15 protein-coding genes, 1 other RNA gene and 1 riboswitch are annotated in these 13,961 nt (G+C 39.5%); of the genes, 5 read left to right on the top strand and 11 right to left on the bottom strand.

Features of this window, described 5'->3' with window-relative positions; translation table 11 throughout:
• Window positions 1–93: 93 nt before the first annotated feature.
• Window positions 94–546: a helix-turn-helix transcriptional regulator gene (locus ACFX4R_RS11620; RefSeq protein ID WP_176521229.1), complete on the bottom strand. Its 453-nt coding sequence runs from the start codon at window positions 544–546 to the stop codon at window positions 94–96.
• Window positions 547–699: 153 nt separating this feature from the next.
• Between ACFX4R_RS11620 and ACFX4R_RS11615 the strand changes: the two genes are divergently transcribed.
• From ACFX4R_RS11615 to ACFX4R_RS11605, 3 genes are all read left to right on the top strand, one after another.
• Entirely contained in the window at window positions 700–1,320 is a 621-nt protein-coding gene (locus tag ACFX4R_RS11615; RefSeq protein WP_043982185.1) for a hypothetical protein, read from the top strand.
• A gap of 109 nt (window positions 1,321–1,429) precedes the next feature.
• Window positions 1,430–1,607, top strand: a non-coding RNA gene (gene ssrS, locus ACFX4R_RS11610) — 6S RNA.
• Window positions 1,608–1,754: 147 nt separating this feature from the next.
• On the top strand, window positions 1,755–2,183 hold the full coding sequence (locus ACFX4R_RS11605) for a pyridoxamine 5'-phosphate oxidase family protein (RefSeq protein WP_013082985.1): 429 nt from the start codon (window positions 1,755–1,757) through the stop codon (window positions 2,181–2,183).
• A gap of 27 nt (window positions 2,184–2,210) precedes the next feature.
• Here ACFX4R_RS11605 and thiE read toward each other — a convergent pair whose 3' ends face one another.
• The 5 genes from thiE to ACFX4R_RS11580 all read right to left on the bottom strand — a co-directional run bounded on the left by thiE (window position 2,211) and on the right by ACFX4R_RS11580 (window position 6,747).
• Window positions 2,211–2,855: a thiamine phosphate synthase gene (thiE, locus tag ACFX4R_RS11600; RefSeq protein ID WP_377569608.1), complete on the bottom strand. Its 645-nt coding sequence runs from the start codon at window positions 2,853–2,855 to the stop codon at window positions 2,211–2,213.
• 13 nt (window positions 2,856–2,868) lie between these two features.
• Window positions 2,869–3,675: a hydroxyethylthiazole kinase gene (gene thiM / locus ACFX4R_RS11595; RefSeq protein ID WP_043982183.1), complete on the bottom strand. Its 807-nt coding sequence runs from the start codon at window positions 3,673–3,675 to the stop codon at window positions 2,869–2,871.
• 76 nt (window positions 3,676–3,751) lie between these two features.
• Window positions 3,752–3,860, bottom strand: a riboswitch (TPP riboswitch).
• A gap of 192 nt (window positions 3,861–4,052) precedes the next feature.
• On the bottom strand, window positions 4,053–5,270 hold the full coding sequence (locus tag ACFX4R_RS11590; protein ID WP_162214150.1) for an MFS transporter: 1,218 nt from the start codon (window positions 5,268–5,270) through the stop codon (window positions 4,053–4,055).
• Between the two features lie 96 nt (window positions 5,271–5,366).
• Entirely contained in the window at window positions 5,367–5,966 is a 600-nt protein-coding gene (locus ACFX4R_RS11585) for a TetR/AcrR family transcriptional regulator (protein ID WP_162214149.1), read from the bottom strand.
• Between the two features lie 316 nt (window positions 5,967–6,282).
• Window positions 6,283–6,747, bottom strand: a complete 465-nt coding sequence (locus ACFX4R_RS11580; protein WP_035335654.1) for a GNAT family N-acetyltransferase — start codon at window positions 6,745–6,747, stop codon at window positions 6,283–6,285.
• Window positions 6,748–6,917: 170 nt separating this feature from the next.
• On the opposite strand from ACFX4R_RS11580, the gene ACFX4R_RS11575 reads away from it, so the two are divergent.
• Complete coding sequence (locus tag ACFX4R_RS11575; protein ID WP_377569605.1) at window positions 6,918–7,424, top strand: hypothetical protein; 507 nt, start codon at window positions 6,918–6,920, stop codon at window positions 7,422–7,424.
• Between the two features lie 101 nt (window positions 7,425–7,525).
• Here ACFX4R_RS11575 and ACFX4R_RS11570 read toward each other — a convergent pair whose 3' ends face one another.
• On the bottom strand, window positions 7,526–9,025 hold the full coding sequence (locus ACFX4R_RS11570) for a UDP-N-acetylmuramoyl-L-alanyl-D-glutamate--2,6-diaminopimelate ligase (protein ID WP_377569603.1): 1,500 nt from the start codon (window positions 9,023–9,025) through the stop codon (window positions 7,526–7,528).
• Window positions 9,026–9,487: 462 nt separating this feature from the next.
• Here ACFX4R_RS11570 and ACFX4R_RS11565 point away from each other — a divergent pair, with 462 nt between their 5' ends.
• A complete protein-coding gene (locus ACFX4R_RS11565) occupies window positions 9,488–10,096 on the top strand; it encodes a DNA-3-methyladenine glycosylase (RefSeq protein ID WP_043982178.1) in 609 nt (202 codons plus the stop codon).
• A gap of 68 nt (window positions 10,097–10,164) precedes the next feature.
• Here ACFX4R_RS11565 and ACFX4R_RS11560 read toward each other — a convergent pair whose 3' ends face one another.
• From ACFX4R_RS11560 to ACFX4R_RS11545, 4 genes are read right to left on the bottom strand one after another with little or no spacing between them, the layout of a single operon-like run.
• Window positions 10,165–11,133, bottom strand: a complete 969-nt coding sequence (locus tag ACFX4R_RS11560; protein WP_162214147.1) for a sugar phosphate isomerase/epimerase family protein — start codon at window positions 11,131–11,133, stop codon at window positions 10,165–10,167.
• Window position 11,134: 1 nt separating this feature from the next.
• The gene (locus ACFX4R_RS11555) at window positions 11,135–12,139 is read right to left on the bottom strand and encodes a Gfo/Idh/MocA family protein (protein ID WP_162214146.1); all 1,005 of its coding nucleotides are present in this window, start codon (window positions 12,137–12,139) and stop codon (window positions 11,135–11,137) included.
• A 12-nt stretch (window positions 12,140–12,151) separates the two neighbouring features.
• Entirely contained in the window at window positions 12,152–13,177 is a 1,026-nt protein-coding gene (locus ACFX4R_RS11550; RefSeq protein WP_043982175.1) for a Gfo/Idh/MocA family protein, read from the bottom strand.
• 32 nt (window positions 13,178–13,209) lie between these two features.
• Entirely contained in the window at window positions 13,210–13,935 is a 726-nt protein-coding gene (locus tag ACFX4R_RS11545) for a ThuA domain-containing protein (protein ID WP_013056851.1), read from the bottom strand.
• Window positions 13,936–13,961: the final 26 nt, after the last annotated feature.

The following is a 13,961-nucleotide window of genomic DNA, read 5'->3' as shown; positions in this document are numbered from 1 at the left end:
TTAATGGAGAATCAAATTCGTTCGGATTTTTTTATGGATAGAGTGAACGTAGGTTTCATATATGCAGTGATTTTGTTATGTCCCGGCCTCTTTTTATTCATTCGTTAATTGTTCAAACCTTTTTACCGCTTCGCTTTTATCAAATGAACTAAACCATCGATAGTCTTGGTCATCTAAAATGCGATAGTGCTGACTAATCATATTTTGCTGCAGACGAAAAAAGCCTTCTTTTTGAATTTCTTTCCACCATACTCTTCCTCCGAGCGTTTTATCTTTTGGAGAAGATACGCCGTTATGAGCAATGATTTCTACTACTTCTAAAGGAACGTCTCCCAAAACCGATTGAAGGATTTCACTGTCACCAAACAAACCGCATACTGCAACAGTGGTCGTCCACCCTGCTTCTGTGCGCCCTTTTTCAATTTGAACCAATGTTTTTTTAGAAATACCAATGACTTCAGCCATTCTGTCTTGTGAATAGTTTCTTTCTAAACGAATTAATCGTATTTTATCCGATACTGATTTAATTACTTCTTGTTTATTCATTTTCACAGCCCTTTCTTTCTATACACGTACATTTCTTTAGTGTAATATTACACCTAATTAAAGAAGAGTTTCAAGCGTTTCCCTTCGTCACAAGACGGGGAAATATACTGAAATGGTTTTTGTACACTAAAACAATTAAAAGGAGTTGAGAATATGTATATCATTGTATGGGCTATGCTTGTACTATACGCCTTGCTGCTAGCTCCAGGAGCAAGCGCCGGTAATGATTTGCTGTTTAAAAATCTTATCACAGGAAATTTTCAACAGGTAGATCCGCTCGTGGTTATAGTATTCTCTTTTTTAGGACTTTTCCCAGTATTGTTTATGGTAATGATCTGTAAAAAAGATACATACAAACTGCTTGGATGGCCATTTTCTCTTCTATCATTTGCGCTTGGAGCTTTTTCTCTTTTGTTCTATTATCATTGGAAAGGACAAAAAGTTCGAACACGTTCGCGTATTCCTTCACGTTTCATTGCTATCATTTCTTCTCGTCTATGGATTGGATTATGCTTAGCGCTCACGATTGCAGGTTACGCATACGGGCTATCCTTAGGTTCAATAAAAGCTTATGGAGATGCTTTTATGCAGTCACAGCTTGTTAGCGTGATGACCGCTGATTTTTTTGTTTTAACGTGGCTTTCTTACTCCGTTATGACAAAAGAAAGGATAGCATCCCGGCCTTACCTTCTTTTATGTTTCATTCCAGTTGCGGGCCCTTTTCTTATTTTGTTGCTGTTTCCCCGCCAAGATGTTAGAGAAGAAAAACTTTAAATAAAAGTCTTGCGTTCCATTCATTATTCCGTTATAATCATTTCTTGTACGATGAAAGTTGATTAATTAGAAAACATTTATATATCGGCATTTTATTTACATTTGTTATACATACCTGCGCTGTGCGTATACTCATGTTGTCTTAAACCTTTGAGTGTTAAAAGGGAGCTCAAAATTTAGCTGCAGATAGCACGCCCTTCTTGGGACGCTAAACCCAGCTATGAGGGCACCCACCTAGTAGATCTGGGTATTTAAGACACTTAGGGTTACGGCAGTGCGGGCTTATTTTTTAGTTAGCTGTAGCTAGCTTTTTTTATTTTTCATTTTACTAGTTTACATAATTATTTTATTGTTAACTTATATTTTTTTTAGACATGTATGTTTTATTTATCTTCGATTGAGGAACATAAAAAGTAATAAAGGAGATGGATAAAATGAATGAACAAAAAATTGCTAAAAAAGTAAACGAAGTATTAGAAGGAAATCGTGTAGGAACATTAGCCACAGTTGTAAACAACAAACCCCACTCTCGCTATATGACATTCTTTAGCGATGAAGATGGTATCGCTCTTTACACACCAACAAATATCAATACACATAAGGCAGAGGAAATCGAAGCCAATCCGAACGTGCACGTACTATTGGGCTACAGCGGCGAAGGATATGGCGATCAATACTTAGAATTATCTGGTACAGCTGTTCTTCGTACTGGTGATCAATTAAAAGGGCGTATATGGAACGATCACATGAAAGAATGGTTTGACGGTCCAAATGACCCTGAGTATGTTGTTCTTGAAATTACGCCGAACGAAATTCGCTTTATGAATGAAGGCGAAGAAACTCCTCAAACTGTTCAGCTATAATAAAAAAGCGCACACTGTGCGCTTTTTTTATTTTCTTACCGCTTCTTTCAATTGAGCTGCTTTTTCTTTTGGAGACGCTGCTAAGCTAATCGCGGTAATAATAGAAACGCCATCTGCACCTGCTTCTACTACTTGTTTGGCATTTTCAGGCGTGATCCCGCCGATTCCTACAATTGGAAAGTCAATATTCTGGTTTCGCACTTCTTCAATTAACTTTGTACCTTGCACTGCTTTTGCGTCTTTTTTTGTAGAAGTAGGAAAAACAGGTCCCATTCCTACATAATCCGCCCCGTCTTTTATCGCTTGCTGCAGCTCTTGTACATTATGAACAGAGACGCCCACAATTCCTTTTCCTATTTTCTCTCGAACAATATGAGCTTTTTCATCTTCTTGTCCAATATGAACGCCATCTGCTTGTAAGCGGATCGCTAAGTCCAGATCATCATTCACCACAAAAGGAACGCTGTGCTGCTGACAAATTTGCTGAAGTTCCTTCGCCAGCTGATATTTCGCTTCTCCTGTTAAGGCACCCTCGCCTTTTTCACGGAATTGAAACACGGTAACGCCGCCTTCAATTGCTTCTTTCAACACTTCTTTCGGCTCTTTTTTACAGTTATTGCTGCCCATTATAAAATAAACTTGCAGCAGCTTTTTGATTTCTTCATTTGTCATTTTCCGGCTCCTTTTAACGTTGATGTACTCTTGCATATGATTCAATATCCTGCCCAGATAAAAGATGAAGCTGATTTAACAGCTCAATTTGAAAGCTTCCCGGTCCTTCTTCACCTTTTTTCGCTGCGGCGATTTCACCTGCCACTCCGTAAAAACTTAAAGCAGCAACGCTTGCCTCGACATATTCTTTTTCTACAGCAGCGAAAGCTCCTATAATTGATGTTAGCAGACACCCAGTCCCCGTCACTTTCGTAAATAACGGGTGACCGTTGTCTACTGTATACGTTTTGTTTCCATCTGTGATTACATCTTGTTTACCCGTGATAACAATCACCGTATCTAATTTGTTCGCTGCTTTTTCAGCAAGTTCAATGACGTCTCCTTGCCCTTCTAATGAATCAACGCCTTTAATGAGCCATGACTCGCCTACGACATTCGCAACTTCAGCAGCGTTACCACGAATAACTGCCATATTTAATTCTTCTACAAGCTGACGTGCTACTTCTGTACGAAACGGTGTCGCTCCGGCTCCTACAGGATCGAAAATAACCGGCACGCCATTTTCATTTGCTGATTTTCCTGCTATTCTCATCGCTTCTACTTCTTGAGCCGTCAGTGTACCCATATTTAAGACAAGCGCTCCGGCGATTCGTGCCATGTCAGCCACTTCTTCCTTCGCATAAGCCATAACAGGTGAAGCTCCTAGTGCAAGCAGTCCATTTGCTGTAAAGTTGGTTACCACAACATTCGTAATATTATGAACAAGCGGACTTGTATCTCTTACTTTTTCTAATTGAGCTGAAATTTTACTAATATCCATGTTTTTTTCACTCTTTTCATTTAGTTTTAACACTGCAAAAAAAAGACAAAAAAGCACCTTGCATGCGCAAAGTGCTTTGGTATGTACTCACATTCCCTGCGCTGGCATTATCCAACAGGTTCAAATGGTCAACAGGCGTCCCTGTACTCTCAGCCTGCCCCGCGCAAGCTCCCATACTATTCTTGTTACGTTTAAAGTTTACTATTAACCTTTTTTATTTGCAACCATTTCACTGTTTTGCCGATAAAATAAAGCTTCTCTATAGGGTGAGTGGCGCTTTAAACCTTACACCATTCCTAAAAGAATAATCAATAGACCTCCAGTAAGCTACTCGAGGTCTTCAATTCCCTAAGAATTCTATCATTTTTTCCTTATGGTTATTTCTCTTGAACCGCTTGATTTCTCACAGCTGTTTTTCTGTCCTTCCCTGCTCTTAAAGATAAAAGAAAACAAAGCAGCAGTACAAGTGCAGCTGATACGTACGGATAATTAATGTTTATATCAAAAAGAAAGCCTGCTACAACGGGTCCAATAATATTCCCAAGACTTGTATAAGCAGAATTTAGTCCGGCTACATACCCTTGGTCGTCTTGTGCCATCATCGACATTTGCGTGCTGATTGCCGGACGTAAAATATCTGTTGCTAAAAAGACGATGAATGTCACAACAATAATAAGCCAGTACGTGTGCACAAACAGCGTAAGTAAAATAAAAAGTCCCGTCATCATCAAGCAAAACGAAATCACTCTTTTTTCACCAAACTTATTTAAAATCCAGCCAAAAATCGTAACCTGCACTACGGCCCCCGCAATAGAGCCAAACGTAATAACAAACGCAATATCTTTGGGCGTAAAGCTAAATTTATGATCAACAAATAGCGAAAAAATCGTTTCATAATTGGATAATCCAAACGATGTCACAAAAACAATAATTAAACTTAGAAAATAAGGTTCTTTATAGGAATTCATAAGCTGGAGTAGCAGCCGATCTTCTTTTGGATTCTCATTGTTTGAAACAGCATGATTTTGTACAGGACGAGACTCTGGCAAAACCAAAAGCGTAATCACTGCAGCCAAGCCTCCTGCTACTGCGGCCATATAAAATGGTACACGCATGCCGTATTCAGCTAAAAAGCCGCCGATACCAGGTCCAATAATAAATCCTGTTGTAATCGCCGCCGTCACATAGCCCATTCCTTTAGCACGTTCTTTAGCAGACGTCACGTCCGCTGTATAGGCCATAACAGCAGGCATAATGAGCGCGGCCCCGACACCGCCTAACATTCTTGATACAAATAATAAAAGAGGTGTACTCACTGAACCAAAGAACCATTCAGACAAGGCAAAAACAATCATTCCCGCTACAATAATTTTCTTTCTCCCTAACGAATCTGATAACCGACCCGCTAAAGGTGAAAACAAAAATTGAGTCAGTGAAAACACCGCTACTAAGAGGCCCATCACGCTGCCGTTGATATGAAGCTCCGTCATATATGTTGGCATAATTGGAATAACGAGACCGATTCCTGTAAAAATAATAAAAATGTTTAGCATGAGCAGCAAAATCGCCGCTCGATTTCTTAACAATAATGACATATAAACCTCCTGATTACAAAAATACTGAACGTTCGGTCTATAAAAATACAAAATAATGAGGGATTACTCATTACCGCAATAAGCATCCCCGATTATTTAAGAAGACCTTGCTATAATTCCATTTAAAAATACATCGATTGCTGAATGGTATAGCTGCAAGGCATTTTCCGTGTTCGTTTTTCGAGACATGCGGCTCATTCCAACAAACAGCCCTTCTAAAATCACTGCAAGCTGTTCTGCATTTTTAGGAGAAAACTCTCCTTCATCAATGCCTTTTTGCAAAAGCTCCCGGTTAAACTCCACGTGTCGTTTCACCATCTCATCAATTCGCTCTTCGATGTCGCTGCCCTTTTCCTCGTTGTTAAAAAACTCATCGGCAGCTTTCGTAAGAGGATGATTTAAATCATCTAAAATGATTTGCTCCGCAATTCCAAAAAGCTTATCTCTTGTTGTTTTGTAAAGAGACTCTCTTTCTTTCCAGTTTCGTTCCCACTCGAGATCCCATTCGTCTATTAAATAGAGAAAAAGCCCTTCTTTACTTTTAAAGTGATAATAAATATTCCCTTTACTGCTTCCCGTAGCTTCTACAATTTCCTCAACAGATGTAGCTTTATAGCCTTTTTGAGAAAACAATGCTTTAGCGGCATCTGCCACTTTTCTTTTGGTTTGTTCACTTTGAAGCTTTTTTTTATTCAAGCTATTTCCACCGCCCCGCACATTTATTATTTATACTGAACATTCGTTTTGTATTATCTGACACTTATACTACATAGGAAAATCTTTTTTGTCTAGTGAAAAAACCTAGTTTATACCTTTTTATATGAATTATGACAAAACAAAAAACAAAGAGGTTGAGACATAACTAAATCAACCGCTAGAAGTCACTACATATATGAAACCTACGTTCACCATCACCATAAAAAATCCGAACGAGTTGGATTCTTCATCAAGAATCTTGATTCATCGTTCGGATCTTCTTTGACTAAAATACTTTTGTTACAGCCTCTTTTAATCAATCATTCAATTTCTTTGTCATAAATACACTGTATGGATCTTCTTTGTAGGTAGAAAACGGTTCGCACTCGTAAAATCCAAAACTGGCGTACAGCTTTCTAGCCGGTTCAAAAGCAGACGCGGATCCTGTTTCTAAGCTTAAGCGTCGGTACCCTCGTTTTTGCGCTTCATTTATTATGTACTGCAGCAGCTCTCTAGCAATTCCTTTTCGCAAATGAGCTGCGGCTGTTCGCATCGATTTAATTTCTCCGTGGTGCTCATCTAACTCTTTTATAGCCCCGCATCCTGCTAGCTGGCTGTCTTCCCACACGCTCCAAAACGTAATATCACGGTGTTTTAAGCTTTCAACATTTAGAGCATGAATACTTTCAGGGGGTGAATGTAAGTTCATTCCTTGAAGGTGAGAACTTACTAGTTCAATAACTTCATTGTTCGTTAAGTGGTCTCTTTTTATTTTAATCATTTTCTCTTCCTTCCTGCTACTAAGGGGTGGTCAACTACAAACCGACTTATGAATAAATTCACTGCCGACCTTTAAAAATCCTTTTATACACTCCCTTCTTTTTCTCCAGTTATTAAAACCGACTTTGCCAAGCAGATATTTCATACATTGTTAAACGGAGGTGAAATTCGTTGAAGAAGGTTTTATTTTGTCTTGTCCCTCTTTTGTTTTTATTATCCGCCTGCTTTAGTGATCCTGTTCAAGATGATTTAATCGACTATAACAACCAAGATTTAAAAAAAGCCGCTCAGCTTGAAAAAGAAGCGATTGACGCATACGATTCTGTTACAGGCGCTAACTACACAAGTGACGCAGTGATGTATGATACGATGACGAGTGAAGTCATTCCTACTTATCGTAAATTTGTTGATGAACTGGAAAACATCAATGTAGAAACCGACGATCTTCGAAAGGTTCATGAAGGCTATATAAAGGCTGCCAATACCCAGTATAACGCTTTCATTAAAATTGTCAGCGCTTTAGAAAAGCAGGACCGCAACCTTATTGCTGAGGCAAATGCTATGCTTGATGAGGCACGAAAAGGCATACGCGATTACAATGCAGCTATTAAAAAGCTGGCTAAAGAACATGATGTAAAAATTGAAGAACCAAAAACACAGCGAGAAAACAGCCTATAGTTTTGATGCAAAAAGAAGGTCTCTAAAAATAGTAAGAGACCTTCTTTCGTATGCTGTTTCAATTTCTTTCTCCACGTTCGTGCGATAAATGAAGAAGAGTATTAAGAAATATTGCTTAACGATGCATAATAAGAGGCAATAATCTCTTCATCTGAATGCGGAATTTCGTTGCCTTTTACAAGCTGAGCGCCGTTAATACAGCCACTTGTAAGTAAAATAATGTCATTCAGCTTTCCTAAAGAAAGCGACTTTAATACTCCTTCTGTTCGAGTAGGGGCACGGTGAATATTACTTGCGCTTGGATTTGAAAAGCCTGTCATTACTTGATCTACAATTACGTTCGGATCATGATGACCTGGATGATCAACAGTTACGACAATTTCATCAGCTTTTCCTTCAATGACACGCGCCATTTTAGGCATTTTATTAAAATCTCGAATGCCAATGCCTGCAATCATGACAATTAGCTGGTTATACTCCATCTTTTTTACTTCTTCTATTAGACGCGTAAGGGCAACAGGCGTATGGGCATAGTCTAAAATCACTTTTTGGTTATTAGGACCTTCTATCACTTGAAAGCGCCCTTCTGGACTTTCCAATTGAGGAAGTACGCTAATAATATCCTCAATGTGGTATTCAAAGTGAAGAGCTGTACCAATGGCTGCTAGCACGTTAGCAATGTTGTAATCGCCATATACAGGCACTGCTACTTTGTATGACTGTCCTTTATACAGCAAATCAAAGAAAGAGCCCCCTTCTTTGACAGTAATATTTTTTGCTTGCAGAGTGGCCTCCGCATTATTTAATAAGCTATACGTGACTTTAGGTCCTTTAAATAGCCTGCTTAAGTCTTTACCCATGTCCTGATCATCTATATTAATAACGGCATGTTTTGCCTGCTGAAATAATTTCATCTTGCACTTTTTATAGTGTTCAAACGTTTTATGATACTCTAAATGCTCTTCTGAAAGATTTGTGTGAATGGCTACATCAAAATAAATATTTTCTACTCGCTGCTGATCAATCGCAATTGAAGATACTTCCATCACTGCCGCTTCATCGCCTCTTGTATACAAATCATAAAAAATTTTATGCAAGTCTATCGATTCAGGTGTTGTAGGCGTACTTTTTTTATAAACTAACTTCTTCTTTGATGACCAAATGCCGGTCGTGCCAATCGATCCTGTCGGCAATTTTAAAAGAGTTAAAAGCGACCTTACGTAAGCTGCTACGGTTGTTTTACCATTTGTACCTGTAACGCCAATTGTCTCAATCTTTTCATCCGTATAATCAAAATACATTTTAGAAAAAGACGCCATTACTTTGCGAACGTCGTCAACAGCTAAAAACGTACAGTGAGAATACTGAGTGCTTAAAAGACGCAGCTCCTCAATGCTTGTCCCAAAGACTGCTACGGCTCCTCTAGCTATAGCTTCTTTAATATATTGATGTCCATCTTCATTTTCACCTTTTATACTAAAAAATACTGATCCGTCGTGAACCTGCTTTGAATGATATGTCAGATGGTTGATCGTTTGAGATGCAGGCCCAAAAATATGTTTAATTGATAAGTTCATTAATGTATCAAAGTGGATGTTCATAGCTATTCCTCACAGTGTATAAATTTTATTTTTAATATGTTCTAAAATCCCTTAAATACTCTTTGAAGGATATTTTTTCTTTATTTCCATTTATAAAGAACTTTCTACAATTCAATCTTTTTATTTTGCTTTCATGTGTAGAACGAAAATAAAGAAAAGACGGATCACTAATTTTTAAAACTAAAAGCATGTAAAATATGGATGAACTATGTATATCATACCAGCAACAAATGCGAAGTATTGTAGTAAAATATTCCCCCTATACGTGCAAAACGAAACCATTCTTTAAAATAAAATAATTTCATAGAGTAAGTTGAATCATGATAAATACTTGAACGTGGAGTAAGAAAGATTACTGTATTAATCAGTGCCTTTCTTTGCAAAATAACAAAGAAAACATCATAATAAAACATGCGCATAACAGCGTGAATGACTCTGTTTTGAAAGGATGGACTACAGCAAATGACGCGTTCTCTTTTAGCGATTGAACCACTTCCTCTTTTATTTTATCAACAGCCTACACTTGAATTAGCTCAGTCGCTGTTAGGATGTCTTCTTGTTCACGAAACGGCAGAAGGAACTGCATCTGGTTTTATTGTAGAAACTGAGGCTTATAAAGGGCCTTTCGACCGAGCAGCTCATAGCTTTAATAACCGGCGCACAAAAAGAACGGAGGTAATGTTCGGTCCTCCTGGTCATGCCTATACGCATACAATGCATACACATTGTTTACTCAATGTTGTAAGCAGCGACATCAATTGTCCAGAAGGCGTCCTCATTCGAGCTATTGAGCCATTTAGCGGAAAAAATTTGATGAAAAATAGACGTCGAGGGATGGAAAACGAAACAAATTGGACAAACGGTCCTGGGAAACTAACAAAAGCACTAGGGGTTTCAATGGATTTGTACGGTCATGATTTAACCAGCCCTCCTCTTTATATTGCTCGTGGCTTCACTCCTTCAGAGATTTCCGCCGGACCTCGCGTTGGCATTGATAATTCTGGTGAAGCGAAGGATTACCCTTGGCGCTTTTGGGTTGCCAATCACCCGTTTGTATCGAAATTCAGGTGAACAAAAGGCGAATTGATTTATTAAAGAAAATAAAAGAAGCACCTCTTTTTAGAGGTGCTTCTTTTTGCTTACGCCCACCACATTTGTGAGGGAGTTTCTTCAATTAATACACTTTGTAAGTTTGTAACCGCGCGTTTAAATCCTTCTTCAATCGACATGATTGGATCTTCATGCTCAATGCTGACTACATAATCGTATCCGTATGTGCGAAGTGCACTCATCATATCAGACCACTCTTTTACATCATGTCCGCACCCTACGGATCTAAACGTCCATGCACGCGTTTGGACTTCTCCGTATGGCTGCATATCCGTCAGGCCATACATATTAATATTATCCTGGTCCAAGTACGTATCCTTTGCATGGAAATGATGAATCGCATTTTCTTTTGCTAAAATTTTAATAGCTCCTACCGGATCAATTCCTTGCCACCATAAATGACTTGGATCAAGGTTAGCGCCAATCGATGGACTTGTTTTTTCGCGAAGCTTTAGGAGCGTATACGGAGTATGAACTAAAAATCCGCCGTGAAGTTCTAAACCAATTTTCACATTATGCTCCTCCGCTAGTTCTCCAATTTCTTTCCAATAAGGAACAAGCTTATTTTCCCATTGCCAATTCAATACGTCTCCATACTCGTTAGGCCAGGGAGTAACAGGCCAGTTTGGGTACTTCGCTTCTTCGTGATCTCCTGCTGTTCCAGAAAAGCAGTTAACCACTGGAACATCTACTAATGATGCTAGTTGGATGGTCTTGCGAAGCGTTTCGTCAGATTCTTTTGCAAAACTTGCCTCAGGTGAAATAGGATTGCCGTGGCAGCTAAATGCGCTGATTGTAAGTCCGCGGTCTTTTATCTGCTTCATATAGGCTTCTCTTTTTTCTTCATCTTCAAGCAGCTCATCTAGCGGACAATGGCTGTTTCCCGGATAGCCGCCCGTTCCGATTTCAACAGCATGAAGACCTGCTGCTTTTACTTTATCTAGCATCTCTTCAAAAGAAAGATCCGCAAATAAGACCGTAAATACTCCAAGTTTCATTTTAATTTCCCCCTGTGCGATATATTTCGTCAATAATAGCTGAGACTTGAAGCGCTTCTTGTGGCTTTACCACTAATTCAGCATTTCCTTTACACGCTTCAACGAAATTTTTAGCCTGACTCAGGCTGTAATCATCTTCTCCATCTATCCAAGGTGACGTACTGTTCATGAGCATACCGTTTTTAGACGTGTATAGTTCAAACGGAAACACGCTTAAACCGCCATCTACCCCTGATATGCTTACGTGCTCTTCATCATCTTCGATATTAGCAGCCCAAGAAGTTTCTAAAAGAAGCGACGCTCCATTTTCAAATTTAATATAGGCCGTTACATGATCATCCACGCTGAATGTTTCATGATCAAATGCTCCCCATTGATTTAATTGGTTAGGCGTTTTACTCAGGTCATTATATGTACTTCCCAGCACTTCAGTATGCTTTGGGTTTCCCATCAGCCAAAGCGTTAAATCAAGCAAATGGCAGCCGTAATCAATTAAGCTGCCTCCTCCTTGAAGATCTTTGTTCGTAAATACCCCCCAACCGGGAACCTTTCGGCGACGCATTGCTCTGACACGTGCAACTAATGGGCGCCCTACCTCTGTCATCATTTTTTTCGCTGCCTGCGCTTCTTTCATGAATCGGTAATGATACGCAATCGCTAACTGCTTACCTGATTCTCTAGCAGCAGCAAGCATTTCTTCACCTTGCTCTTTAGACATCGCCATTGGCTTTTCACATATGACGTGAACGCCTGCTTTTAGCGCTTCTACTGCAAACTCGGCGTGAAATTTATTCGGTGTACAAATACATACAGCATCCACTTCTTTAAACATATCTTTGTAATCAACAAATACGTGAGGGATATTATGCTCATTGGCTACCTCTGTGGCTCTTTCACTATTAATATCGCTAAGCCCCCAAATCACACATTCATCACCCAGTTGTTTGAATGCTGGGATATGCCTGCTTACAGCAATCCCTCCTGCTCCGATTATGCCAATTCTCACGTTTTTCACCTCTTACACGCGCGTAATTTGTTTCGTTTGACTTGATTTTAAAGCTGCTAAAATAACAGCAAGTGATTTTAATCCTTCTTCACCAGGAACAGGAGATTCTTTATCTTCTGCAACTGCATCTACAAATTGTTCAATGACGTGAGAATTACTTTGTCCGCCTTCATCGTTCGACTGGATTTTTCCTAATTCATAGTTCACCACTTCACCCGTTGCATATTGTGCAACTAATGAATACGTCGGATCGTCCTCTAAACGAAGAATCCCTTTCTCTCCGTAAACAATCGTGGAGTTATCTTCTTTTCCATTGTAAGCCCAGCTTGCCGCAAGTGTGCCGATAATCCCGCTTTGCGTTTTTAATACGCATACAGCATTGTCGTCTACATTTGCAAAGTCTTTTGCATTGCTTTCTACAAATGCACCGACTTCTACAATTTCTTCATTCAATATGTAGCGGAGCATATCGGTTTTGTGAACGCCTAAATCCCCCATAGCCCCAATAAACGCTTCGTCTTTTTTGAAGAACCAGCTGTCTTTTCCGTCCACGCTCCAACCTTCAGGACCGCCGTGGCCAAATGCCGTGCGGAAACTGTAAATTTTACCGATTTCCCCTTTTTCAATAAGTTCACGAGCTTTTTGATGAGAAGCTACAAAACGCTGATTATGTCCGATCATTAGTTTTTTACCGTTTGTTTTTGCTGCTTCAATCATTGCTTTCGCTTCTTCTTCTGATGTTGCCATCGGCTTTTCACACAGGACATGAACTCCGCTGTTTAACGCTGCAACCGAAATAGGCGCATGAAGATAGTTGGGCGTACATACGCTCACTGCTTCCACTGTACCGCTTGCTAAAAGTTCTTCGTAGTTTGTGTAAGCTTTTACACCGTACTGCTGCGCTACGCTGTTTGCACGTTCTGTGTTTATATCGCAAACGGCTACTAATTCTACTTGTTCATTCATCTTATATTCTGGTAAGTGACGGTGTTGCGCAATGCTTCCGCACCCAATAACGCCAATTTTTACTTTTGCCATCTTTCCTATCCCCTTTGCTTAAGCATTATTAATTAGTTTTTAACAGCGATTGATTCAAGCGGTTGCGCATTGCCGTAAACAGGACGTTTTCTCTCTGCTGGCTTCGCCCATTTAATAGCATTCATAATGACACGCTGAATGTCTTTGTTATGGTATGTTGGATATGTTTCATGTCCAGGTCTGAAATAAAATACTTTTCCGTTTCCGCGTTTGTACGTGCAGCCGCTTCTGAAAATTTCTCCGCCTTCAAACCAGCTCGTGAAAATCAGTTCATCAGGTGCTGGAATATCAAAGTGCTCTCCATACATTTCTTCGCGCTCAAGCTCGATAAATTCACCAATACCTTCCACAATCGGATGGCTCGGTTCTACTACCCACAAGCGCTCTTTTTCATCTGCTTCACGCCATTTTAAGTCGCAGCTTGTGCCCATTAACGTTTTAAAAATTTTAGAAAAGTGACCTGAGTGTAAGACAATAAGCCCCATACCGTCTAGCACACGCTGCTTTACTTTCTCAACGATGTCATCTTTCACTTCGTCATGTGCTAAATGACCCCACCATACTAAAACATCCGTTTGATTTAATACTTCTTCAGTCAACCCGTGTTCTACTTCGTCTAATGTTGCGGTGTGTGTACGAAACCCTCCTTCTTCTAAAAAAGAAGCGATGGCACCGTGAATGCCTTCAGGGTAAATTTCTCTTACAACCGGATTTTTCTGTTCATGACGATTTTCATTCCATACTGTAACATTAATCATTTTCATATCCCCTTTTTTTGTGAATG

It is taken from the genome of Priestia sp. YIM B13490, from assembly GCF_042787735.1.
Taxonomy (GTDB): domain Bacteria; phylum Bacillota; class Bacilli; order Bacillales; family Bacillaceae_H; genus Priestia; species Priestia megaterium.
Note: the sequence above shows the minus strand (reverse complement) of the source record. Positions and strands in the feature narration are given on the sequence as shown.

Bases quoted from the DNA above. Each gene is read 5' to 3' on its own strand.
- ACFX4R_RS11565 (WP_043982178.1), top strand. From the start codon at position 9,488: ATGACGCGTTCTCTTTTAGCGATTGAACCACTTCCTCTTTTATTTTAT.
- ACFX4R_RS11545 (WP_013056851.1), bottom strand. From the start codon at position 13,935: ATGATTAATGTTACAGTATGGAATGAAAATCGTCATGAACAGAAAAAT.
- ACFX4R_RS11620 (WP_176521229.1), bottom strand. From the start codon at position 546: ATGAATAAACAAGAAGTAATTAAATCAGTATCGGATAAAATACGATTA.
- ACFX4R_RS11560 (WP_162214147.1), bottom strand. From the start codon at position 11,133: ATGAAACTTGGAGTATTTACGGTCTTATTTGCGGATCTTTCTTTTGAA.
- thiM (WP_043982183.1), bottom strand. From the start codon at position 3,675: ATGGATATTAGTAAAATTTCAGCTCAATTAGAAAAAGTAAGAGATACA.
- ACFX4R_RS11550 (WP_043982175.1), bottom strand. From the start codon at position 13,177: ATGGCAAAAGTAAAAATTGGCGTTATTGGGTGCGGAAGCATTGCGCAA.
- ACFX4R_RS11590 (WP_162214150.1), bottom strand. From the start codon at position 5,270: ATGTCATTATTGTTAAGAAATCGAGCGGCGATTTTGCTGCTCATGCTA.
- ACFX4R_RS11615 (WP_043982185.1), top strand. From the start codon at position 700: ATGTATATCATTGTATGGGCTATGCTTGTACTATACGCCTTGCTGCTA.
- ACFX4R_RS11605 (WP_013082985.1), top strand. From the start codon at position 1,755: ATGAATGAACAAAAAATTGCTAAAAAAGTAAACGAAGTATTAGAAGGA.
- ACFX4R_RS11570 (WP_377569603.1), bottom strand. From the start codon at position 9,025: ATGAACATCCACTTTGATACATTAATGAACTTATCAATTAAACATATT.
- thiE (WP_377569608.1), bottom strand. From the start codon at position 2,855: ATGACAAATGAAGAAATCAAAAAGCTGCTGCAAGTTTATTTTATAATG.
- ACFX4R_RS11580 (WP_035335654.1), bottom strand. From the start codon at position 6,747: ATGATTAAAATAAAAAGAGACCACTTAACGAACAATGAAGTTATTGAA.